The organism is Rhizobium sp. SU303, from assembly GCF_021052345.1.
In the GTDB taxonomy this organism is placed as follows: domain Bacteria; phylum Pseudomonadota; class Alphaproteobacteria; order Rhizobiales; family Rhizobiaceae; genus Rhizobium; species Rhizobium laguerreae.
In genome coordinates this window covers 1,679,132-1,700,990 of record NZ_CP088095.1, presented here as the reverse complement: position 1 = coordinate 1,700,990, position 21,859 = coordinate 1,679,132, and the positions used below count along the sequence as shown (strand labels likewise).

Sequence of the window (21,859 nt, the reverse complement as noted above, 5' to 3'; positions counted from 1 at the left end):
GGTTTTCTGCAAATTTCGGAACAATGATTCCATCAGGCAGTTACCCCAGGGTCATCCAAGATGAAAATCCAAGGAGGATATCGTATGTCTAGATCCCTTATTGCCGCTTCGCTGCTCGCGATCGGCATGGCGTCGTCGGCTTTTGCCCAGTCTAACCCGAGTCCGATCGGGCCAACGAATGGCGGCTCGACCGATCCCGGTTCCGGCACCTATTCATCCGATTACACCAACGATGACAACGGCATTCGTCCGGTACCCGTCTCGCCGGTCGATCCGACGACGACACAGAGCATCGGCCGACCGCAGACGATGGAATGCCCCGGCATGCCGCAACAGATGTCCGGCGTCGACACGCGCGGCGGTCAGAGCGGCGCATCGATCAGCGAAGCCTGCCGCGAATACGACAACTAAGCTACAGACTCCCGCTTTCAGAAAAAGGCCGGTTCACACCGGCCTTTTTCATGCCGCCGACAGCCGTGAAAGCTTTTTTCCACCGGATGAAACTTTTGATCCGGGCGTTCCGTACTCCGGAGCAGACTGCAAACAACACAAGTGGGGAACGGCTTTGGCGCCGCGGCATGACCGGCTATCCGATCGTCGATGCCGGCATGCGCCAGTTCTGGCGCCAACCTATCCAAAACCGATCGTCGATCACGCGAACGCCCGCCGGGCGCTCGCCGCTTACAGCGCCACAAAAGGGCGCGCGCTACGTCAGGCGTCCGGGGCCTCCGCCAGAAGTCAGCATCCGGCAACCCGCCCGCTTGCGGACGCGGCGGAATGACATTAGCCTTCAATGTAATGGCCGGGGGCCGGTCGAGCGCATCGTCACGAATGTATCGCCGTCCCTAACCGGCAAAAAAATGCTGGAGGAGGAGAGATGAGCAAGGCGCAGGACTGGAATCTGCTGGCCCGTGACGCGGTGACGCTGACGGGGGAAAACATATCTCGTCTGGCGAAGGGGCTGCCCTTCAAGGCGAAGCTGGCGTTGCGCGGACTTCTGCGCATGCAGCACGGTTCGCTTGCCGTCACCCTCCCCGACGGCCGCAGGCTGCTGATCGAAGGCAAGCAGCCCGGGCCGAAGGCGGCGCTCAGCCTCAACAATTGGAACCTTGCCTATCGAGCGCTGACAAGCGGCACGATCGGGGTCGCGGAAACCTATATGGACGGCGATTGGGACAGCCCCGACATCACCGCCTTTCTCGAACTCTTCCTCGTCAACGGCGAGGCCGCGCACAGCTATGCGCATGGCAAGGGCGGCGTCGGCCGCCTCTTCGAGCGCGTCCGCCATTGGATGAACGCCAATACCAAGACGGGCTCGAAGCGCAACATCTCAGCCCATTACGATCTCGGCAACGATTTCTACAGAGAATGGCTCGATCCGAGTATGACCTATTCCTCGGCGCTCTATTCCACAGGCGCCAACGATCTGCAATCGGCCCAGAACGCCAAATACCGGGCTCTTGCCGAGGCGACCGGCATCGGGCCCGGCGATCATGTGCTGGAGATCGGTAGCGGCTGGGGCGGTTTTGCCGAATTTGCCGCAAGCGAGCTGAACTGCAAGGTCACGGGGCTGACGATCAGCCGCGAGCAGCTCGCCTTTGCCGAGGAGCGCATTCGCAAGGCCGGCCTCGATGACCGCGTGGAATTCCGCTTCCAGGACTACCGCGATGAAGCAGGGCTCTACGACCGGATCGTCTCGATCGAGATGTTCGAAGCGGTCGGCGAGAAATACTGGCCGTCCTATTTCTCCAAGCTCAGGCAATGTCTGAAGCCGGGCGGCAAGGCTGGCCTGCAGATCATCACCATCCGGCCGGAATCCTTCGACCAGTATCGCAGCAACCCCGACTTCATCCAGAAATATGTCTTTCCCGGCGGCATGCTGCCGACGCGCAACCATCTGGCCGAGCTTGCCGGCAAGGTCGATCTGTCGCTGGTCAAGGACTTCGGCTTCGGGCTCGACTACGCCCGCACGCTTGCCGAATGGCGCGAGCGTTTCTGGTCGGTCTGGGAACGCATCCGCCCGATGGGCTTCGACGGGCGTTTCAAGCGGCTCTGGGAATTCTATCTGTTCTATTGCGAGGCCGGCTTCCGTGCCCGCAATATCGATGTGCGCCAGGTCGTGTTCTCGCGCCGTTGATCATTCCGCCGCATGCGGTGTCACTGGATGGCGACCAGCCGATGGCGGCCGGTCCCGCCAGCCGGTCACGCGGTTCACCAGCGTGAAATAAACGCTGTAGGGGAGCAGGCGCGCGAGCTTCAGCATAGCGGTGAAGCGCTTCGGGAAGGTGATCTCGAAGGCCTGCGATTTCAACCCGGCGGCAATCTCCCGGGCCGCCTCCTCGACCGATACCAGAGCCGGCATCGGAAAGGCATTCTTCCTCGTCGCCGGCGTGTCGACGAAGCCCGGGCTGACGAGCTGGATGCGGATGCCCATCTTGTCGAGATCGAATTTCAGGCTTTCAGCCATATTGATCAGCGCTGCCTTGGTGGCGCCATAGGCAGCTCCCGTCGGCAGGCCGCCGTAGCCGGTGACGGAGGAAACGATGGCGATCTGCCCCTGCCCTTTCGCCTTCATATGGCGGATCGCCGGCAGCAGACAGTTAACGACGCCGGAGAGGTTGACGGCGAAGCTCTTCTCGAAATTGGCGCGTTTCAGATCCTCGGCATGAACAGGCAGGTTGACGCCGGCATTGAGGATCGCCATGGCGAGCGTGCCGTGCTCATATTCGATGGAGGCGATGACATGTTCCATGTCCTCGGCATTGGTGACGTCGCCGTCGAGCACAATGATACTGCCCGAGAGGCCATTGGCTTCGGCTTGCAGTTCGACCAGCTTTTCATGGCTTCTGGCCGTGACGGCGACCTTGTATCCTTCGCCGGCGAGCCTCAGTGCAAGCGCCCGGCCGATGCCTGAACTCGCGCCCGAAATCCAGACGATTCCATGTTCGGGATGGGCAATGAAATCACGCATGACATGTTCCTCCGGGCTGCCTGATCAATGCGAAAACAGGTCCGGAAGTTCCTCAACCCCTCCGGATTTACGGCTCTATCACACTATTGTGGCTGCTTTCAGCCGATCAGGTCGCCGATCATCTGGCGGAAGGATCCGGTGAGCTTGACCAATCCGTCCGAGACGGCAAAGGCGATGCACGGCCTGTCCTTTTCGGCGACCGGCCGGTGGTCGACCGTCTCGTCGGCGATGGAGATATCACCGGGACCGAAACGACCGCGTTCATCGTTGAAGGCGCCGTCGAGAATGAGAATCAGCTCCATGCCTTTATGGGTGTGCGCCGGCAAGGCGCGGCCCGGCCGGATCCACATCAGGCTGACCTCGCAGCCATCCATGTCGAGCGAATATTCCTTGAAACCGGGCAACCGCCGGCGCCAGGGCACATCCTCGGCCTCGAAGCCCAAGAGGGCGCGCAACGCTTGCGGAAATAGCGCGTTTTCCGATCGCGCGACCGTCTTTGGCGCTGGGACGGGAGACGCAGAGGAAAAGATCGCCGCAAGTCGCCCGTCGCGATCGGCAATAGCGACTTCAGGCGCGTTTTCCAGAGCTTCGCCTGCCAGCAGCTCGAGGCTGTTCACCAGGCTGCGATTATCCGGTTTCATTTCAAGATGAGACTGGACCAGCACACGCGCCGGCTCGGGCAAGGAGCCGGCAACATAATGCGCCATCAATGCATCGATCGTGTCGATCTGCTCGTGAACCATGTTTGTTTCGGTCACGCCCTGTTGCCGCGTTCCGTTTTCGCTTTGTCGTCATCCGTACGGGGAAAGTCAATCTTCGGATCACCCCTCACACGGCGGGATTGCGGGCCATGCATCATTTCGGAGGAGGAAAGCCAAATTTTATCGCGGCCGACAGAGGTGTGGAATAGCTTTTCTTGCCAACTCAGCCTTGTGAAGGGAAAAGACCGTTCCTAAAGTAAGAGTTCGAATAGAGGCAGATTCCATGACCTTCCACCCCTCCGTCCTCGACGCCATCGGCAACACGCCCCTGATCAAACTCAAGGGCGCCTCAGAGGTGACCGGCTGCACCATTCTCGGCAAGGCGGAGTTCCTGAACCCCGGCCAGTCGGTCAAGGATCGCGCCGCGCTCTACATCATCCGCGACGCAGAGCGGAAGGGATTGCTTCGTCCGGGCGGCGTCATCGTCGAGGGAACGGCCGGCAATACCGGCATCGGGCTGACGCTGGTCGCCAAGGCGCTCGGTTATCGCACCGTCATCGTCATCCCGGAAACGCAGAGCCAGGAAAAGAAGGACGCGCTGAAGCTGCTCGGCGCCGAACTCGTCGAAGTGCCCGCCGTTCCCTATAAGAACCCGAACAATTACGTGAAGGTATCCGGGCGGCTGGCAGAGCAGCTGGCGAAGACCGAGCCGAACGGGGCGATCTGGGCAAACCAGTTCGACAACGTCGCTAACCGCCAGGCGCATGTCGAAACGACGGCAAAAGAAATCTGGAAAGACACCGACGGCAAGGTCGACGGGTTTATCTGCTCGGTCGGCTCCGGCGGCACGCTGGCAGGTGTCGCCGCCGGCCTCAAGGCTTTCAAGGCAGACGTCAAGATCGGCATCGCCGATCCCGATGGCGCCGCACTCTATGAATTCTACCAGAACGGCGCGCTGAAATCCGAGGGATCCTCGATCACCGAGGGCATCGGCCAAGGCCGCATCACCGCCAATCTCGAGGGTTTCACACCTGACTATGCCTATCGGATCCCGGATGCCGAAGCGCTTCCTTATCTCTTCGACCTCGTCGAGAACGAGGGCCTCTGCCTCGGCGGATCGACGGCGATCAACATTGCCGGCGCGGTCAACCTCGCCCGGGATCTCGGACCTGGTCACACGGTGGTGACGATCCTCTGCGATTACGGCAACCGCTATCAGTCAAAACTCTTCAACCCGGATTTCCTGACCTCGAAGGGACTGCCCGTTCCGGGCTGGATGGCCAAGTCGCCCGATATCCACGTTCCCTACGAGCCCGTGTGAGACCTCATGCCCGTCAGTGCCCTCTATCGTGACGACTTCTATCTCTCGACCTGCGAGGCGGTCGTCACCGCCGTTCATGAAGACGGGGGCATCGAACTGGACCAGACCTGCTTCTATGCGACATCAGGCGGCCAGCCCGGCGACACCGGCGAGCTCGAGCGCGCCGACGGCAGCAAGATCGCGCTCGGCCAGACGAAGCATGGTCCAAGCAAAGATGTCATTATCCACGTGCCGCTCGAAGGTGCGCCGCGGCCCGTGGTCGGCGAGATGCTGGTGCTGCATGTCGACTGGCCGCGCCGCTACAGGCTGATGCGCATGCACACGGCCTGCCACTTGCTTTCCGTCGTCTGCTCCTATCCGATCACCGGCGCTGCCGTCGGAGAGGAGGAAAGTCGCGTCGACTTCGACATGGCCGAAACGATCGACAAGGACGAGGTGACGGCCAAGCTGATGGAACTGGTCGAGCAGAACCATCCGGTCACTCTGCAATGGATCACCGACGAGGAGCTTGTGGCCAATCCCGACATCGTCAAATCGAAGAACGTGCGCCCGCCGATCGGGCTCGGGCGCGTCAGCCTCGTCTGCATCGGCGAGAACTCCTCGATTGACAGCCAACCCTGCGGTGGCACACATGTTTCCGAGACTCAGGAAGTCGGCCGGATCCATATCGCCAAGATCGAGAAGAAGGGCAAAGAGAACCGGCGCTTCCGCATCCGCTTCGGCACGCCCGGCGACGAAGCCTGACCATCAAGGGAGACCATCATGAGTGAGACCAAGAGCCGTTTCGTCGTTTCGGCCGACTGGCTGCAGTCCGAGCTCGGGAAAGCTGATCTGCGGGTGCTGGACGCTTCCTTCTATCTGCCGGCGCAGAAGCGCGATGCCGATGCCGAATATGCGGCCGGCCATATTCCCGGCGCCATCCGCTTCGACCAGGACAAGGTCGCCGACCATTCGACGTCGCTGCCGCACGCGATCCCCTCGCCCGAATATTTCGCCGCTGAAGTCGGCCGGCTCGGCATCAGCGAGAATGATCGGATCGTCGTCTATGACGGTATCGGCCTGTTCGCCTCGCCGCGCGTCTGGTGGCTGTTCCGGGTGATGGGCGCGAAAAACGTCTTCGTGCTCGACGGCGGTCTCGACGGCTGGAAGGCCGAGGGCCGTCCACTTGAAACCGAAACACCCAATCCTGTGCCGGCGACCTTTACGCCTGACTTCGACGAAAGCCGCGTGGTGACGTTCGATACGATGCGCGATATCGTCTCCAGTGGCGCGATGCAGATCGCCGATGCCCGCAGCGCCGGCCGCTTCGCCGCCGTCGAACCTGAACCGCGTGCCGGCATGCGTTCCGGCCATATGCCCGGCGCCCGCAGCCTGCCCTCCGGCGTCTTCGCCAGCCAGGGCCGTTTCAAATCGCTGCCCGAACTCAGGCAGACGATCGAGGATGCAGGCATTGATCTTTCAAAGCCTGTCGTCACCTCCTGCGGCTCGGGAATCACCGCCGCGATCATCACGCTGGCGTTGGAATCGCTCGGCCATCACGACAACAAGCTTTATGACGGCTCGTGGAGCGAATGGGGCAGCCGTGACGATACGCCCATCGTCGCCGGTCCGCCGACGCCGGTCAAAGTCTGATCGCCATGGGAAAGGCACCCGCTTCGCTGAAAGCTCACATCACCCGGCTCGAAATGACGGCGCCGCCGAAGGCGAGCATGCCGGTGCCCGTCAACATCCAGACGGCGATCATGCGCGCTCCCGAGATCCCATTGCCCTTCTACCGCTATCTCTACCGGCAGGTGGGCGCGCGCTGGCAATGGGTGGATCGGCTGCGCATGAGCGACGAGCAGCTTGCCGAGACGCTGAACGACAAGCGTAACAATATCAGCGTTCTCTACGTGAACGGCGCGCCCGCCGGCTTCTACGAATATTTCTGCGAAGACGAGGATATGATCGAGCTCAGCCATTTCGGCCTGATCGAACATGCACTCGGTCTCGGCATCGGCAAATGGTTCCTGCTGCAGGCGCTCTATGCCATCTGGTCGCTCAATCCCAAGCGGGTTACCACCACCACCAACAACCTCGACCATCCGCGTGCGCTGCAGCTCTACCAGATGTACGGCTTCTCCCCGGTTTCGACAGGCACCGGCATCGTCCGGCCGCTCAGTGACAAGGAACTTCTGGAGCTTGCGCGGAAAAGCTGACGGATGCCTTCCTGACGTAAGCAGAGCTGATTAACGCTGCGTCAGGCTGTTCGGGCGGCGCGGATCGTTGCGGCGCTCAAAATCGAGCGTGCGGCCCGACTGCTCCTTCAGTTCCGCCACTTCCCGCCGCAGGGCTCTCAGCTCTTCCAGTATTTCTGCATTCTGTTGCGCCAGCAGCGCGAGATCGACATCGGGCATCGGCTTCTCCTTTTCGTCATGCAGTTTTGCGGAATTCGATAGCAAATGCCATTCACGCTGAGCGGAAATCACTTGACGCGCGGGGGACTGTCGCCGCACCGGCGGCCGGTGATCAGCCATGCGCGCGAATCGAATTGAATTCCGTGGGGTGTCTGGTGCTCCTCCAGCATGTCGAGCAGCCGCGCCCGTATTTCGGCTGTCGTGGCGGGACGATCGAGGGCGTTCTTCACATTTTCAAATGTCTGAATCGTCGCCAATGCAATCTCGGGATCCTGACCGTAGAACACAGGCTCGTTGATTTCACGAAACTCGATGGCAGTGAACCCTGCCGTTTCGAGCAGTCCAGACGTTACCGAGGGTTCGCTCAGCGAAAAGGCTTTGCTGGCCGCAACCGGACCGGTTGAATCCGGATCAAGCGCCTTATGTATAGCGGTCGCCCACTCATTGTGGTCTCTGCCCTGCCAGACCATGAAAATGAAACGCCCACCCGGGCGTACGGCGTTGGCGATGTTGGCGAAAGCCACCGCCGGATCGGCGAAGAACATGACGCCAAATCGACTGATGCAAAGGTCGAATTCCCCTTTTGCGAAGACATGGTTCTGTGCGTCCGCCAGTTCGAACGTCGCATTCGGTAATCCCTCCTCGGCGCTGCGCCGACGGGCAATCTCCAGCATCGTGGCGGACAGGTCTATCCCGTGCGCCCGTCCTGCTTCCGCAGCGCGAGCGGCGTCACGTGTGGTTTGTCCGGCGCCGCAGCCGATATCGAGCACACGATCAGACCGCCCGACCGCGGCGGCGACCCGAAAATGCGCGTTGTGAAGAGCAAGCTCGGCATCATAGAAGTCCGCGAAGTTCAATGCTGCTTCCTCGGCCACCATTTGTCCCTCCAAACCGAAATTCGTGAGGCCGCCAGCCAGCGCACCCTCTCAAAACCGAGCAGCGGCCCGATCCTGTGCCACCCGATCGTGTACCACGGTATGAAGACGCCATACATACCCGGCGGCGACGGTAGACACGATCGAGCCGACAACAGTCCACCGCGAGAAGAAAGCTGGTCCATGACAGACATCGACCCGCTTGGGGACGACCCGTGGTGACCGCACTCCCGCAGTGTCTGAGGTTACGCGGAGGGTGGAAGCGTGCGCTTTGAGGACGAAGCATATTCCGCGTTTCTCTCGATCGCCCAATTGCCTGCGGCGCGCAAGAATCGGGTGGCTTGCACACTCGTCCGGGTGCATTTCATGGCAATCACAAAGGAGATCTGCCATGACCGCCATTCGTTTTGTCGCCATGCCGACGATCGACGCCGAACTCCTCTGGAACGGCGGCAGCGACGCTTATGACAGGCTGCCCGAGACGATCGTTTCCGATGGTCCCGGTCATCCCTGCCGCCATTGCCTCGAAAATATCGATGCGGGCGAGGCGTTGCTGGTCTTCGCCTACCGGCCCTTCCCCGAGCTGCAGCCCTATGCCGAAACCGGCCCGGTCTTCCTGCACAAGCAACCTTGTGCACGCTATGCCGCCGAAGAGATCATGCCGCCGGTGCTGACGACGAGCCGTGACTTCATCGTCCGCGGCTATAACGAAAATGACCGCATCGTCTACGGCACCGGCGCGGTGACTGCTGTCGGCGATATTCCGGCCTATAGCGAAGAGCTGCTGGGACGATCTGATATCGCCTATGTGCATGTGCGCTCGGCGCGCAACAACTGCTTCCAATGCCGGATCGACAAGGTAAAGGCGCCGGCCTTTGTGGAGACCGGCCCTTCTATCTGACCTATAGTCAGGTCTCTCACGCTACGTTCAGCACGCTCTCCGGCGCGAAAGCCTCGTAGCCCAGCGCGTCGGCGACCGGCTTGCTGGTGATGCGGCCCTTGTGGACGTTGAGGCCGTTCCTCAGATGCTTGTCTTCGGCGATAGCGCGCAGGCCGCGATCGGCAAGCGCCAGGCCATGAACCAATGTGGCATTGTTCAGCGCGTGCGCCGAGGTGACTGGCACGGCGCCCGGCATGTTGGCAACGCAATAATGCACGACGCCGTCGACTTCATAGGTCGGATCGGAATGGGTCGTCGCGTGCGAGGTCTCGAAGCAGCCGCCCTGGTCGATGGCGACGTCGACGATGACGGAGCCCTTCTTCATGCCGGACAGCATCTCGTGTGTGACCAGCTTCGGAGCGGCAGCGCCCGGGATCAGCACGGCGCCGATAATGAGATCGGCCGAGAAGACTTCCTCCTCCAGCGCCTGGATGCTGGAATAACGCGTGTGGATGCGGCCTGCGAAGATATCGTCGAGCTGGCGCAGTCGCGGCAGCGACTTGTCGAGGATGCTGACATCGGCGCCAAGGCCGGCAGCCATCCTGGCCGCATGCAGGCCGACGACGCCGCCGCCGATGACCGCGACCTTGGCCGGCAACACGCCGGGCACGCCGCCGAGCAGGACGCCGAGGCCGCCATTGGCCTTCTGCAGGGCGGTCGCTCCAGCCTGGATCGACAGGCGTCCGGCGACCTCCGACATCGGCGCCAGCAGCGGCAGGCCGCCACGCTCGTCGGTTACCGTCTCATAGGCGATCGCGGTGACGCCCGAGGCGATGAGACCCTTGGTCTGTTCGGGATCCGGCGCCAGATGGAGGTAGGTGTAGAGAAGCTGACCGTCGCGGAGTTGCGTCCATTCGGCGGGCTGCGGCTCCTTCACCTTGACGATCATGTCGCACTTTTCGAAGATATCCTTGGCGGAGGCGGCGATCTTGGCGCCGGCCGCGGCATAGGCGGCATCATCAGCGCCGATGCCGACGCCCGCCTTGGTTTCCACCCAGACCTCGTGGCCATGGGCAACATATTCGCGCACCGAAGCCGGCGTCAGGCCGACGCGATATTCATGATTCTTGATTTCCTTCGGGCAACCGACACGCATGCGCGTTCCTCTCATTTTATCTCCGCGGCCGCGGATTTTTTCAGATGATGAATCCAACCATCAAGGCAGTGAAATGTCCTTGCAAAGACGATTTGCGAAGACGCGATTTTTCGGCGATTATTGCGCCTCTCCTATCTTTCTTCGAAGGTTCTTCGAATGGCCGATCTCGATACCATCGATCTTGCGATTCTCCGGGCATTGCAGGCAAACGCCCGCATCACCAATGCCGAGCTTGCCGAAAGAATCGGATTGTCGCCTTCGGCCTGTTCGCGCCGGCTCGACATCTTGGAAAGAAGCGGGGTCATCGGCGGCTACCATGCGCGGCTTTCACACAAGGCACTCGACTACAAGATGATCGCCATCGTGCATATCTCGCTCTCCGGCCAATTCGCCAAGACGCTGGCGGAATTCGAGGCAGCGGTGAAGCTCTGCCCGAACGTGCTCGTCTGCTACCTGATGTCGGGCGAATACGACTATATCCTCAGGGTCGCAGCCCGCGACCTCGAGGACTATGAGCGCATCCACCGCGACTGGCTGTCGGCCCTGCCCCACGTCGTCAAGATCAATTCGAGCTTCGCGCTCAGAGAAATCATCGACAAGCCGAATGTCGGCCTTTGAGGCCTTGCATCTTTGCCGAAAGCCTGCCCAGACTTTTGGTGCGCGCAGGCGTTTTCCCACTCACTGGCAAATCATGACATCGAAGACCCAAGGCTATATTTTCGCGCTGCTGGCGATCACCATCTTCTCCCTGCAGGATGCCATCTCGAAACATCTGGCGACGGCCTATCCGCCAATCTTCGTGACGATGATCCGCTACTGGGCCTTTGCGCTTTTCACGATCATCCTCGCTTCGAAGATGCGCGGCGGCATCAAGGCGACCGCCCGCACCAAACGCCCCCTCCTGCAGGTGACCCGCGGCGTGCTGCTTGCCGTCCAGGTGGTACTGGCCATCACCTGCTTTGCGATGATCGGCCTTGCCCGTTCACAGGCGATCTTTTCCGCGACGCCGATCCTGATCGCGCTGCTGGCGATGCCGATCCTCGGCGAGAGGGTCGGGTGGCGGCGGTGGGCAGCGATCGGCGCCGGGCTTTTCGGGGTGCTGCTGATCCTGGAGCCGGAAGGCGAATTTTTCGACGTGAAGCTGCTTCTCGCCGTCATTTCCTGCTTCAACTTCGCCTTCTACGTCATCGCGACCCGTCTGGTCAGCCGCGACGATGCGTCGATGACCAGCTTCTTCTATACCGGCGTCGTCGGCGGCGTCACGATGACGCTCATCGGACCGTTCTACTGGAGCTGGATGTCGCCGGGTGACTGGGGCTGGATGGCGCTCGTCTGCGTCACCAGCATTTCCAGCCATTATTTCCTGATCCGCGCCTATGATGTTCTCGATGCCGCCGCCGTCCAGCCGCTGACCTATCTGTCACTTGTCTACGCCTCGGTCATCGGCATGGCGGTCTATGACGAAACGCTCAGTCTCAACACGATCATCGGTTCGATCATCGTGGTTGCCGCCGGCATTTTCACGGTCTGGCGCGAGCATGTGGTCGGAAGCAGGGCCACTGCTGCCAATTGATGTTTCACTGCAATTTTAGCCAAGCCCCTAAAACCATTTCAATTTTCCGGCGCTATGCTCCCTCGCTATACCAAGGGAGACAGTATGACCCGCAACTTGAAAATCACGGCCCGGAAGACTGATCGGAAAAACTGCCGCATTTTCGGCCTTGTCAAATACCTGAACAGCCAGGTGGATGCCCGCATCCTCGACCTATCGCCGACCGGTGCCGCCCTGGAGATGAAGGGGCCGCTCCATGCCGCTTCCGGCAGCAAGGTGCGCATCGAGGCCGAAAACCTCGGGCTGCTCGAAGGCATCATCCGCTGGAAGCACAATGGCCGCGTCGGCATCCAGTTCGACGTGAATTCGAATGCGCGGGCGCAGATTTCCTCCTATTTCCGCTTTTTCCATAAGGAGATGCGGCCGGTGCTGGCAGTACGCCAGCTGGCCAAAGCCAGCACCAATAGCGACCGGATGCCTCATTTGGCAACGTCGACGCTGAAATCGTAAGGCTGCACTGCCTTGGCGCCGAATGAACGGCTGAGATCGTTCCAGTAGCGGCGGTTGACGTTGACGTCGAGGGTGACCGAACCTTGCGTCTGCGGCAGCCTGGCGCCGAGGTTCCTGACGTCGACGGTGGCGGTATTGGCGTTGGCGCCGGACAGCAGGATCGTTTCCGTGCCGAGCGGCACGTTGACCGCGCCAGGCGCCTGGCTGCTGGAGAGCGGCTCGCTTGATATTATCTGGCCGTCTCCGCCGAGGAACTTGATATCGCAGGTCTGGCATTCGCCCTGCGTCCAGCCGGGATTGACCTTCAATTCGACCCGCGGCGGCAGGGAGCGAGTGCCGTCCTGAGCATGGGCGACGCCGACGATGCCGAACAAGCTGGCGGCCGAGCTGACTTCGATCGGCCGCGGGTTGGCTGCACTCCCCTGTGCAGCGGCCATGATGAGAGCCGGCGCGCCGATGCCAAGAAGAAGCGCCTTCTGCAACTGCTGTTCGCGATAGATCAGCGCGATAGCACCGCCGATAATGAAGAAGACGACGATGGCGGCAAGCGCGCAGGCAACTGAGATCCAAGGGTTTGCCGTCGTCGTCAGCCATTTCTCGACATCGCCGCTGTAGAGCGCCTGCGCCTTGTCGACCAGACTGGGTGCGATGCCTCCGAAACCTCCGACCAAAGCGATAACGACCTTGTTCATAATCCCATCTCCCCAATGGTTCCAGCCGCCGCCACTGTACCATAAATTGTATTTCACGACCATGCCGCTCTCCCGCTGGATTGTTTTGACGTCCTGTCATTTTCGCAGTGTACTCCTCGTCAAATCGTCCTAATTCTGACGGGCCGGACGATGCATGATCTTTGAAGGAGAGTTTCCATGTCTTCCATTTTCGATGTTGGTGTAATGAGCCGCCGTTCCCTGCTCGGCGGCCTTGCCGCCACTTCCGCCCTGGTGCTGCTGCACCCTTTCAGCGCCCGCGCCAACGCCAATCAGGCGCATCTCAGGCTGATGGAAACGACCGACATTCACGTCAACGTCTTCCCCTATGACTATTATGCCGACAAGCCGAACGACACGATGGGCCTGTCGCGCACCGGGACGATTATCGACGCGATCCGCACAGAGGCCGTCAACTCGCTGCTGATCGACAATGGCGATGTGCTGCAGGGCAATCCGATGGGCGATTACATGGCCTATCAGCACGGCATGAAGGACGGCGACGTCCATCCGGTGATCAAGGCGATGAACACGCTCGGCTATACGGTCGGCACGCTCGGCAATCACGAGTTCAACTACGGCCTCGACTTCATGTTCAAGGTCCTGGCAGGCGCAAACTTCCCCTTCGTCTGCGCCAACCTGACCAAGGGCCAGCTCGCCTCGGACCCGAAGCAGGACGATCTCTTCTTCAAGCCCTACATCATCGTCGAAAAGCAGATCAAGGACGGCGCCGGCAATGAGAGCCCCGTCAAGATCGGCTTCATCGGCTTCGTGCCGCCGCAGATCATGCTCTGGGACATCAAGAACCTCGAAGGCAAGGCGCAGACGCGCGACATCGTCGAGGCCGCCAAGGCCTGGGTTCCCGCCATGAAGGAAGCCGGCGCCGATATCATCATTGCGCTCTCGCATTCCGGCATCGATGGCAGCGTACCCTCCGAAAAGATGGAAAACGCCTCGCTGTATCTCGCCGCCGTCGACGGGATCGACGCGATCTTCACCGGCCACCAGCACCTCGTCTTCCCCGGCCCGAAGAGCTGGGACGGTGTGGCCAATGCCGACCCCGTCAAGGGCACGCTGCATGGCAAGCCCGCCGTGATGGCGGGCTTCTGGGGCTCACATCTCGGCCTTATCGACCTGCTGCTCGAAAAGGACGGCAATAGCTGGAAGATCGTCGATTTCACCTCGGAAGCACGGCCGATCTTCCATCGCGACGACAAGAAGAAAGTGGTTGCCGACTACGCCGACAAGAAGGAAGTGGTCGAGGCCGCCAAGGCCGAGCACGAGGCGACGCTTGCCTATGTCCGCACCCCGGTCGGCAAGACCTCCGCACCGCTCTACTCCTACTTCGCGCTGGTTGCCGACGATCCCTCGGTGCAGGTCGTCAGCCAAGCCCAGACCTGGTACATCAAGCAGATGCTCGCCGACACCGAGTTCAAGGACCTGCCGGTGCTTTCGGCGGCGGCCCCCTTCAAGGCCGGCGGTCGCGGCGGCGCCGACTACTATACCGATGTTCCGGCCGGCGATATCGCCATCAAGAACGTCGCCGACCTCTATCTCTACCCGAACACGGTGCAGGCCGTTGCCATCACCGGCGCCCAGGTGAAGAACTGGCTCGAAATGTCGGCCGGCATGTTCAATCACATCGAGGCCGGCTCGAAGGATGCAGCGCTGCTCAACAATGACTTTCCGTCCTACAATTTCGACGTGATCGACGGCGTCACCTACCAGATCGACCTGTCGCAGCCGCCGAAATATGATTCATCCGGCAAGCCGATCCATCCGGACGCCAACCGCATCCAGAACCTCGCCTTCAACGGCAAGCCGATCGATCCGGCTCAGAAGTTCGTCGTCGTCTCGAACAACTACCGCGCCGGCGGCGGCGGCAATTTCCCTGAGATCACCGCGGACAAGGTGATCTTCCAGGCGCCGGATACCAACCGCGACGTCATCGTCCGCTATATCCATGATCAGGGCACGATCAATCCGTCTGCCGACGCCAACTGGACCTTCAAGCCGCTCCCCGGCACGACCGCGACCTTCGAAAGCGGCCCGAAGGCGAAACAGTTCCTCGCCGAGCTCAAGAGCGTCAAGATCGAGGATGCCGGCGAAGGGGCAGACGGGTTCTCGAAGTTCAGGCTTGTTCTTTAGGCCGAGGACAATATCAGCGAAGGCGCGGCACTCGCGCCTTCGTCATTCGGCCGCAAGCGGCGTACCAGCTTCCTGCAGTTCCGCTATCTGAGCATGGAAATCGACTTGGCTCGGGCAGGCGGAAAGCCGCGTGCGGAACGCGTCGATCATCCAGGTGGCGGCAGGTCCGGGCGGGTTAGCGAGCTGACGGACCGAATATATGGGATACTCTCCCTGTTCATAGGCATCCAGATCGAGATGGACGAGCCTGCCGCTCGTCAGATCGTCATGAATCACGGAAGCCGGAAGGCCGCCCCAGCCAAGGCCGGCCCTGATGAGCTGGTGCTTCGTTGCAATATCGCTGACGCGCCATGTCTTGTAGGAGAGAACGTTGAAATCGCGCCCCTTCGTCCGTCCCGATGCATCGGTGACGACGAGTTGCACTTCCTCGCGGACGTCGCCGAGCGTCAGTGGCCGGCCGATCCCGGCAAGCGGGTGGTTGCGCGCGGCAACGGGCAACATGAAGGAATGACCGATCCGCTCCGTGACGATCGAATCGTCCTGCTTGACGACCGCGCCGCCAATCCCGATCGTCGCCTTGCCGCTGAGGACGAGATCCATGACCATTCCGAGCTCACCGACATTGAGGCTTAACGAAACGGATGGAAACATCTCCCGGAATTCGCGGAGGACGTCCACCAGGGCTCGCGAAGGCACCATAACGCTGATGGCGACGGAAACCTCCGCTTCGAGCCCTTCTCTCAGGCTCTTGACGCGCGCCCGCATAACCTGCAGGTCGCCCAGAATGCGCCGCGCATCCTCCAGCATCGCCTTGCCCGCCTCCGTCAGCTTCGGCTGACGCGCGCCGGAACGCTCGAAAAGCGGGACTTCGAGCTGCGCCTCCAGATTGGCGATCGTATAGCTGACGACCGACTGCGCCCGGTTCAGCGCCCGCGAAGCGGCCGAGAAGCTACCGGTCTCGGCAACGGTCAGAAACACCTGCAATTGGTCCAGAGTGGGGTTTGGCAGCATCTTCTATCCATTCCATCGATAGTTTCGATCTACATTATCACCGTTTTTTCGATAGCAGGCCAGACCTATTTTCCTCATCGAGACTGCGGCTCACCTCCCAGCAACGGGCCGTCAAATTCCATTCGAAAGGAAATGCACCATGTCGTCCATCCTGCTTCTGACGTCCAGCCCGCGTGCCGAATCGCTCTCGACGCCGATCGCCGTCGATCTCGCCGAAAAGCTGAAGAGCCAGAATCCAGGCAGCGTCGTCATTCGCCGCGACCTTGCCACCAACCCGCTGCCGCATATCGATGACCTCTTCACCGGCGCGATCCGCAAGCCGCCCGAGGCCCGCACAGCTGAGGAAACCGTGGCCGTCAAGACCTCCGACGAGCTTGTCAACGAACTGCTCGCCGCCGACACGATCGTCATCAGCACCGGCCTCATCAACTTCAACATCTATTCGTCGCTGAAGACCTGGATCGACAACGTTGCCCGCGCCGGCCTGACCTTCAAGTACACGGAAAGCGGCCCGGTTGGCCTCGCAACCGGCAAGAAGGTCTATGTGGTGCTCGCCTCGGGTGGCGTCTACTCGCAGGGACCGGCCGCCCCCTTGAACCATGCCGTGCCGTATCTGAAGTCGGTTCTCGGCTTCCTCGGCATCAGCGATATCGAGACCATCTATGTCGAAGGCCTGGCCTTCGGTCCGGAAGCTGCCGAAAAGGCGATCGACGCCGCCAAGTCACGCGTCCAGGAAATCGCACTGGCGGCCTGATCAGCTCCCAAATGCTTCACGGACGGCCGGCGTTTGCCGGCCGTTTTTCATTTGTCGATATCGGCGACAAAATCCCGGACCGTCGCCAGGATTTCGGCCGAGAGTTCTTCATCGGACGAAATCCTGGCAAGGCCGACGCCGCCGGCCATCATCGCGAAGGCCATGATCGCCTTGCGCCGCCGTTCGCTATCGTCCGTTCCCGCAGCCTTGCTCGCCAGTGACGCGAAATTGCGCCTGAGCCCGTCCGTGGCGATCCCCCGCGCCTTCTCGCCGCTGCGGGATATATCGGAGGTCAGCGCGGCAAAAGGGCAGCCCTCACCGGGATTGTCGCGATGATAGGCGCTCACATAACGATCGGCGACTTCGGCAGCCGTCATCTCCGCCGGGTTCACCCCCTCGGCCTCCAGCTTGCGTCCCCATGAATCGAAAGCGGACTGGATCGCCTCGGCGACCAGATCGTCACGGGAGGCGAAATGCTTGTAGAAGCCGCCGACGGTCAGTCCGGCTTCCTTCATCAGATCGGCGACGCCAATACCGTCGAGCCCCTCCTCGCGCAGCCGCTTCGACGCGGTCTCGACAATCTTCTCGTGCGTCTTCTGTTTCTCCAACTGCGAACGCCCCATCGGACATCTCCCCGGCACCAATCGAATGAGCATGATGTCGGCCGAAAACCGCTTACACTTTTCGGTATCATGCTCCTCTTGACTCATGTAGATTATCATCATAATCCTTGTGGATAACGATCATAATCTAGATCGTAGCCAATTCCAAGAGGAGCATGAATCATGCGTCTAAGAAACAAGGTCGCCCTGATCACCGGCGGAAACAGCGGCATCGGTCTTGCAACCGCCAGGGTCTTCATCGACGAGGGTGCCAGTGTTGTGATCACCGGCCGCAACCCGCAAACGCTCGCGGCTGCCGAAAAGGCGCTCGGGGCCGGTGTGCTGGCACTGAAGGTCGACGTCACCGATGCCGCCGCCACCGAGAAGGCGTTTGCCGAAGCCGCCGCAAAGGTCGGCAAGTTCGACATCGTCTTCGCCAATGCCGGCATCGGCGGCGCCACGCCGCTCGGCGAGACATCGCCGGAGCAGTTCAACCAGATCATCAGCACCAATCTCACGGCGGTTTTCTTCACCGTGCAATCAGCCCTGCCGCATCTCAATGACGGCGCATCGGTGATCCTCAACGGTTCCGTACATGCGGTGCTCGGCGCTCCTGGCTGGTCGGCCTATGCGGCGACCAAGGCGGCAGTCCGGGCAATGACGCGCAATATGGCATCCGAGCTCGCGCCGCGCGGCATCCGCGTCAATCAGGTAACGCCCGGCGGCACCAAGACGCCGATCTGGTCACCGATGGCCCAGACGGAAGACGCCATGTCGGCGCTCGAGGCCCGCATCGGCGGCATGAGCCCGCTCGGCCGCATGAGCGAAGCCGACGAAATCGCCAAGGCGGCGCTCTACCTGGCCTCGGATGATTCGGCCAATGTCACCGGCATCGAGATCACTGTCGACGGCGGCATGACGAGTGCCCCCTCCGGCGCCAAGATCTTCCGCGCTGCCTGAATGAGTTTCAGCTGAGTTTCACCACGCCGGAGCGGCCGACGACGCAGTTGCGGCCGCTCTTCTTGGCTGCGTAGAGCCTGCCGTCGGCAGCCGTCAGCACGGCGGTGAAATCGACGCCGTCCTCGTCGGCAGTCGCAACGCCGATGCTGACCGTGATCGGCGTGTCATCCGGCGTCTTGACGCTGGTTGCGATCGTCCAGCGCAGGCGCTCGGCAAGCAGCAGACCTTCCTCGTGATCGGTGCCTGGACAGACGGCAACGAATTCCTCGCCGCCGAAGCGGAAGACGCGATCGCTCGAGCGCAACGTCGTGCCCAATCGGGCGGCGATCGCCTTCAGCACCTCGTCGCCCTGGAGATGGCCGTAGCCGTCGTTGACATCCTTGAAGTGATCGGCGTCGATAATGAGGACGGTGGCGAATGACCCCTGCTTCAGTGCCTCGAGCAGCATCAGCGGCGCTTCCATTTCCATGCGCGTCCGATCGTAGACACCGGTGAGCATGTCGCGGCCGGTGCGCTCCAGAAGATCGTTGTAGCGCTCGCGGAACGTCAGGTCACCGAACACGTCGCTGATCGAACGTGCGGACCCGGCTGCGCCGATGCGGCGAATACGATATTCATAGAATGCGAACATCGCCGCGTAGAGGCAGACGGCAAGCATTTTCGCCTTCCATCCGCCCCAGAATGCGGCGATCGGCACATCCAGGAAGTAATGCAGCGCGGCGAAAAAGCCGATCTGGTCGAAGGTCAGCAGCACGAAGCCCGAAATCAGGAAACGCAGGACGACGCGGCGGCGGAAGAAATCGCCGAGTTTTTCGTAGAGCAGGATGATGCCGAGCGAATCGACATAGAGCAGCGCCGTGCCCCAGACCATCAGCCAGCCCATCTCCTTGAGAAAATCGACATCGGGTGTGTGGTTGGTCGATATCTGCAGCGGCTGGTGCAGTTGTAGCACCCAGGCAATACCGACGGTGAGCAGGTTGCCGAGGAAAAGACCATAGATCGGCTGGCGCACCGTCGCGGCATCTTCCTGCAGGTAAAGCATCAGGATCATCATCAGCTTGCCGGAGAAGAAGACGGATGAGCCCGGCGACACATCCCCGAACGGCAGCGAGACGTAAAAGACCGCCGCCAGATAGGTCTCCATGAAATGCATGACGCCGAGCGCCGTCAGGAAAACCCCGAGACCGAGCCGGTGACGGAAATGCAGAAGCGTCACCATCAGCACGAAGTAGGCGATGGCTTCGACGACGAAGAGAGCGAGGTTGAGTGTCTCCATCACAATACCTCGGCTCCGGACATCAGCCCCCAGCACCCTGCCGGCGCGACGATCGCGACAGCGGATCCTTTGGTCGATCGTCCGAAAAAGTCAAACACGAGGGCGTCCCGCAAATCCTGCAGGCGATACCTTTCACCGCAATCCTTTAAGATTGCGTGAGCAGGATCGCTCGCCGATGGACGTCCAGATCAGGCGATTGAAAAACAAGAATAATTGTGGCCGGCATCAAATACCTGTCCGGCGGTATCTATTTCAAACCTGACGAAGCTTCTCGCCGTCGCCAAAGAGCGACGAACCATGCTGATCGATGATCTGCTGCGCCTTGCGCACCGTGCATTCGAGCGCGTCATCGGAGGAGGAAAACAGATCGGCGCGGATGAAATTGCGCACCAGTACCTCGTCGCCAACCTTCTTTTCGATGCGGCCGGCAAGGCGATACTGGCCGCCTTCCTTGCGAGGCTCGGCATAGATCGTGCAATCGCCGTAAAGCTGCGGCTCGCCGGAAGGGCCTGCCGCCTCCGAAGCCGGTTTGCCGCCGCCGGAGAACATCGAAAAGATATTTGAAATGAACGAAGCCATACTCCGCCTTTAGCACGACCGTATCGCTGTCGCCAAGTCAAATGATCAGATTGGCGAGGATCTCGTTTTCGGTGATATCCTCGTAACCCATGCCGGCTGCTTCGAAATTTCCGATCAGCCGAGCGAAATTCTCAGGCGCCTTGGTTTCGATGCCAATCAGGATCGAGCCGAAATTACGCGCCGATTTCTTCAGATATTCGAAGCGGGCGATATCGTCGTCAGGGCCGAGCAGATTGAGGAAATCCCGGAGCGCGCCGGGGCGCTGGGCGAGCCGCAGGATGAAGTATTTCTTCAGCCCTGCGTAACGCATGGCTCTTTCCTTTACGTCAGGCAGACGCTCGAAATCGAAATTGCCGCCGGACACGACAGCAACGATGGTCTTGCCGCGGATCGCTTGGCCGTCCATCGCAGCGATCGCCGTCAGCGACAAGGCACCGGCCGGCTCCAGCACGACGCCCTCGACATTCAGCATTTCCTGAATGGTAACGCAGATGGCGTTCTCCGGCATGAGTTGCACTTGGCTTGCCGGGAAGTCACGAAGAGCGGCGAAATTCAGGTCGCCTATGCGGGCGACAGCAGCGCCATCGACGAAATTGTCGACCTTGGCAAGCGTCGTCACCTTGCCGGCCTCGATGCTGCGCTTGAGACTCGGCGCGCCGGCGGGCTCGGTGAAGACGAAAGCCGATTTCGGCACGGTGCCGTCGAGATAGCCGGTGATGCCGGCGGCCAGTCCGCCACCGCCAACCGGCAGGACGACCATGTCGGGCACCGTTCCTTCCGGCAGCTGCTGCATGATTTCGGCGGCGACGGTTGCCTGGCCTTCGATGATGTCGGCATGGTCGAAGGGCGGCACCATGACGCCGCCGACCGCCTCCACATGTTCGCGGGCGGCCTGGTAGCACTGGTCGAAGAAGTCACCGAACAGCCGGATGGTGATGAATTCGGCGCCGAACATGCGGGTCTTGTCGATCTTCTGTTGCGGTGTCGTCACCGGCATGAAGACGACGCCCGGAACGCCGAAATGGCGGCAGACGAAGGCAAAGCCCTGGGCGTGGTTGCCGGCCGAGGCGCAGACGAAGGTCTTGCCGGCGGCACCCTGCCCGATCGCCTTGCGGAAGAAATTGAAGGCGCCGCGGATCTTGTAGGAGCGCACCGGCGACAGATCCTCGCGCTTCAGCCAGATATCGGCCTCGTAGCGGGCCGACAGATGATCGTTGAGCTGTAGCGGCGTTGCCGGAAACAGGCTGCGCATTGCCTCTTCGGCGCTTTCGACATCAAGTCTCGTCACGGGCGTGGTCCATTCTCATGATTAGCCATCGCCGCTATGGCATAGGCCGACCGGCAAAAGAAAGCCCGTTTCGGCCATTTCCGGTTCGCTCCCGGGAAAGCCTTTCTAAGCCACTTGCGAAATCGGCGGCAGATGAACTGATTTTTACTGTTAATGAAAAACCAAGCCA

The 21,859-nt window shown here is 61.0% G+C and carries 24 protein-coding genes and 2 pseudogenes; 15 read left to right on the top strand and 11 right to left on the bottom strand.

Annotation, left to right across the window (positions count from 1 at the left end; all coding sequences use genetic code 11):
* The first annotated feature begins 84 nt into the window (after positions 1 to 84).
* From RlegSU303_RS08445 to RlegSU303_RS08435, 4 genes and pseudogenes are all read left to right on the top strand, one after another.
* Positions 85 to 411 (top strand): hypothetical protein, encoded by a 327-nt coding sequence (locus RlegSU303_RS08445; protein ID WP_017960128.1) that lies wholly within the window; start codon positions 85 to 87, stop codon positions 409 to 411.
* Positions 315 to 593, top strand: a pseudogene (locus tag RlegSU303_RS34325) (hypothetical protein); the annotation flags it as partial. The gene RlegSU303_RS08445 and the pseudogene RlegSU303_RS34325, both read left to right, overlap by 97 nt.
* A gap of 102 nt (positions 594 to 695) precedes the next feature.
* Positions 696 to 781, top strand: a pseudogene (locus tag RlegSU303_RS34530) (DUF1365 domain-containing protein); the annotation flags it as partial.
* Between the two features lie 96 nt (positions 782 to 877).
* Complete coding sequence (locus RlegSU303_RS08435; protein WP_231283642.1) at positions 878 to 2,137, top strand: SAM-dependent methyltransferase; 1,260 nt, start codon at positions 878 to 880, stop codon at positions 2,135 to 2,137.
* On the opposite strand, the gene RlegSU303_RS08430 is transcribed toward RlegSU303_RS08435, so the two are convergent.
* Complete coding sequence (locus tag RlegSU303_RS08430; RefSeq protein WP_017960126.1) at positions 2,138 to 2,971, bottom strand: SDR family NAD(P)-dependent oxidoreductase; 834 nt, start codon at positions 2,969 to 2,971, stop codon at positions 2,138 to 2,140.
* A 98-nt stretch (positions 2,972 to 3,069) separates the two neighbouring features.
* On the bottom strand, positions 3,070 to 3,729 hold the full coding sequence (locus RlegSU303_RS08425; RefSeq protein WP_017960125.1) for a ChrR family anti-sigma-E factor: 660 nt from the start codon (positions 3,727 to 3,729) through the stop codon (positions 3,070 to 3,072).
* Between the two features lie 226 nt (positions 3,730 to 3,955).
* Between RlegSU303_RS08425 and RlegSU303_RS08420 the strand changes: the two genes are divergently transcribed.
* From RlegSU303_RS08420 to RlegSU303_RS08405, 4 genes are read left to right on the top strand one after another with little or no spacing between them, the layout of a single operon-like run.
* Positions 3,956 to 4,993, top strand: coding sequence for a cysteine synthase A (locus RlegSU303_RS08420; RefSeq protein WP_017960124.1), 1,038 nt, complete (start codon positions 3,956 to 3,958; stop codon positions 4,991 to 4,993).
* 6 nt (positions 4,994 to 4,999) lie between these two features.
* A complete protein-coding gene (locus RlegSU303_RS08415) occupies positions 5,000 to 5,737 on the top strand; it encodes an alanyl-tRNA editing protein (protein ID WP_094086171.1) in 738 nt (245 codons plus the stop codon).
* A gap of 18 nt (positions 5,738 to 5,755) precedes the next feature.
* Positions 5,756 to 6,625: a 3-mercaptopyruvate sulfurtransferase gene (sseA, locus tag RlegSU303_RS08410; protein ID WP_017960122.1), complete on the top strand. Its 870-nt coding sequence runs from the start codon at positions 5,756 to 5,758 to the stop codon at positions 6,623 to 6,625.
* Between the two features lie 5 nt (positions 6,626 to 6,630).
* The gene (locus tag RlegSU303_RS08405; RefSeq protein WP_017960121.1) at positions 6,631 to 7,191 is read left to right on the top strand and encodes a GNAT family N-acetyltransferase; all 561 of its coding nucleotides are present in this window, start codon (positions 6,631 to 6,633) and stop codon (positions 7,189 to 7,191) included.
* A gap of 30 nt (positions 7,192 to 7,221) precedes the next feature.
* Here the strand turns inward: RlegSU303_RS08405 and RlegSU303_RS08400 are convergent, their stop codons facing one another.
* Both RlegSU303_RS08400 and RlegSU303_RS08395 read right to left on the bottom strand, forming a co-directional pair.
* Complete coding sequence (locus RlegSU303_RS08400) at positions 7,222 to 7,389, bottom strand: hypothetical protein (protein ID WP_165402793.1); 168 nt, start codon at positions 7,387 to 7,389, stop codon at positions 7,222 to 7,224.
* Between the two features lie 68 nt (positions 7,390 to 7,457).
* Positions 7,458 to 8,267, bottom strand: coding sequence for a class I SAM-dependent methyltransferase (locus RlegSU303_RS08395; protein WP_017960120.1), 810 nt, complete (start codon positions 8,265 to 8,267; stop codon positions 7,458 to 7,460).
* A gap of 388 nt (positions 8,268 to 8,655) precedes the next feature.
* Between RlegSU303_RS08395 and RlegSU303_RS08390 the strand changes: the two genes are divergently transcribed.
* Positions 8,656 to 9,165, top strand: a complete 510-nt coding sequence (locus RlegSU303_RS08390) for a DUF1203 domain-containing protein (RefSeq protein WP_017960119.1) — start codon at positions 8,656 to 8,658, stop codon at positions 9,163 to 9,165.
* A 16-nt stretch (positions 9,166 to 9,181) separates the two neighbouring features.
* On the opposite strand, the gene ald is transcribed toward RlegSU303_RS08390, so the two are convergent.
* Positions 9,182 to 10,300, bottom strand: a complete 1,119-nt coding sequence (ald, locus tag RlegSU303_RS08385) for an alanine dehydrogenase (RefSeq protein WP_017960118.1) — start codon at positions 10,298 to 10,300, stop codon at positions 9,182 to 9,184.
* 156 nt (positions 10,301 to 10,456) lie between these two features.
* Here ald and RlegSU303_RS08380 point away from each other — a divergent pair, with 156 nt between their 5' ends.
* From RlegSU303_RS08380 to RlegSU303_RS08370, 3 genes are all read left to right on the top strand, one after another.
* A complete protein-coding gene (locus RlegSU303_RS08380) occupies positions 10,457 to 10,918 on the top strand; it encodes an Lrp/AsnC family transcriptional regulator (RefSeq protein ID WP_003538804.1) in 462 nt (153 codons plus the stop codon).
* Between the two features lie 73 nt (positions 10,919 to 10,991).
* A complete protein-coding gene (locus RlegSU303_RS08375) occupies positions 10,992 to 11,873 on the top strand; it encodes a DMT family transporter (RefSeq protein WP_017960117.1) in 882 nt (293 codons plus the stop codon).
* 84 nt (positions 11,874 to 11,957) lie between these two features.
* The gene (locus tag RlegSU303_RS08370; protein WP_017960116.1) at positions 11,958 to 12,362 is read left to right on the top strand and encodes a PilZ domain-containing protein; all 405 of its coding nucleotides are present in this window, start codon (positions 11,958 to 11,960) and stop codon (positions 12,360 to 12,362) included.
* Here the strand turns inward: RlegSU303_RS08370 and RlegSU303_RS08365 are convergent.
* Positions 12,332 to 13,054: a hypothetical protein gene (locus RlegSU303_RS08365; protein WP_231283641.1), complete on the bottom strand. Its 723-nt coding sequence runs from the start codon at positions 13,052 to 13,054 to the stop codon at positions 12,332 to 12,334. The two genes, RlegSU303_RS08370 and RlegSU303_RS08365, sit on opposite strands and share 31 nt — an antisense overlap.
* A 177-nt stretch (positions 13,055 to 13,231) precedes the next feature.
* Between RlegSU303_RS08365 and RlegSU303_RS08360 the strand changes: the two genes are divergently transcribed.
* Positions 13,232 to 15,220, top strand: a complete 1,989-nt coding sequence (locus RlegSU303_RS08360; RefSeq protein WP_026158644.1) for a bifunctional 2',3'-cyclic-nucleotide 2'-phosphodiesterase/3'-nucleotidase — start codon at positions 13,232 to 13,234, stop codon at positions 15,218 to 15,220.
* A 42-nt stretch (positions 15,221 to 15,262) separates the two neighbouring features.
* Here the strand turns inward: RlegSU303_RS08360 and RlegSU303_RS08355 are convergent, their stop codons facing one another.
* Positions 15,263 to 16,231 (bottom strand): LysR family transcriptional regulator, encoded by a 969-nt coding sequence (locus RlegSU303_RS08355; RefSeq protein ID WP_130679882.1) that lies wholly within the window; start codon positions 16,229 to 16,231, stop codon positions 15,263 to 15,265.
* Positions 16,232 to 16,370: 139 nt separating this feature from the next.
* On the opposite strand from RlegSU303_RS08355, the gene RlegSU303_RS08350 reads away from it, so the two are divergent.
* Positions 16,371 to 16,985 (top strand): FMN-dependent NADH-azoreductase, encoded by a 615-nt coding sequence (locus RlegSU303_RS08350; protein ID WP_017960113.1) that lies wholly within the window; start codon positions 16,371 to 16,373, stop codon positions 16,983 to 16,985.
* 47 nt (positions 16,986 to 17,032) lie between these two features.
* Here RlegSU303_RS08350 and RlegSU303_RS08345 read toward each other — a convergent pair whose 3' ends face one another.
* On the bottom strand, positions 17,033 to 17,608 hold the full coding sequence (locus RlegSU303_RS08345; protein ID WP_017960112.1) for a TetR/AcrR family transcriptional regulator: 576 nt from the start codon (positions 17,606 to 17,608) through the stop codon (positions 17,033 to 17,035).
* Between the two features lie 162 nt (positions 17,609 to 17,770).
* Here RlegSU303_RS08345 and RlegSU303_RS08340 point away from each other — a divergent pair, with 162 nt between their 5' ends.
* Positions 17,771 to 18,547 (top strand): SDR family oxidoreductase, encoded by a 777-nt coding sequence (locus tag RlegSU303_RS08340; protein WP_017960111.1) that lies wholly within the window; start codon positions 17,771 to 17,773, stop codon positions 18,545 to 18,547.
* A gap of 7 nt (positions 18,548 to 18,554) precedes the next feature.
* Here the strand turns inward: RlegSU303_RS08340 and RlegSU303_RS08335 are convergent, their stop codons facing one another.
* The 3 genes from RlegSU303_RS08335 to ilvA all read right to left on the bottom strand — a co-directional run bounded on the left by RlegSU303_RS08335 (position 18,555) and on the right by ilvA (position 21,690).
* On the bottom strand, positions 18,555 to 19,826 hold the full coding sequence (locus tag RlegSU303_RS08335) for a GGDEF domain-containing protein (protein WP_029873018.1): 1,272 nt from the start codon (positions 19,824 to 19,826) through the stop codon (positions 18,555 to 18,557).
* A 249-nt stretch (positions 19,827 to 20,075) separates the two neighbouring features.
* Positions 20,076 to 20,402 (bottom strand): HlyU family transcriptional regulator, encoded by a 327-nt coding sequence (locus RlegSU303_RS08330; RefSeq protein ID WP_003538786.1) that lies wholly within the window; start codon positions 20,400 to 20,402, stop codon positions 20,076 to 20,078.
* A 37-nt stretch (positions 20,403 to 20,439) separates the two neighbouring features.
* Positions 20,440 to 21,690, bottom strand: a complete 1,251-nt coding sequence (gene ilvA, locus RlegSU303_RS08325) for a threonine ammonia-lyase (RefSeq protein WP_017960109.1) — start codon at positions 21,688 to 21,690, stop codon at positions 20,440 to 20,442.
* Between the last annotated feature and the right edge of the window lie 169 nt (positions 21,691 to 21,859).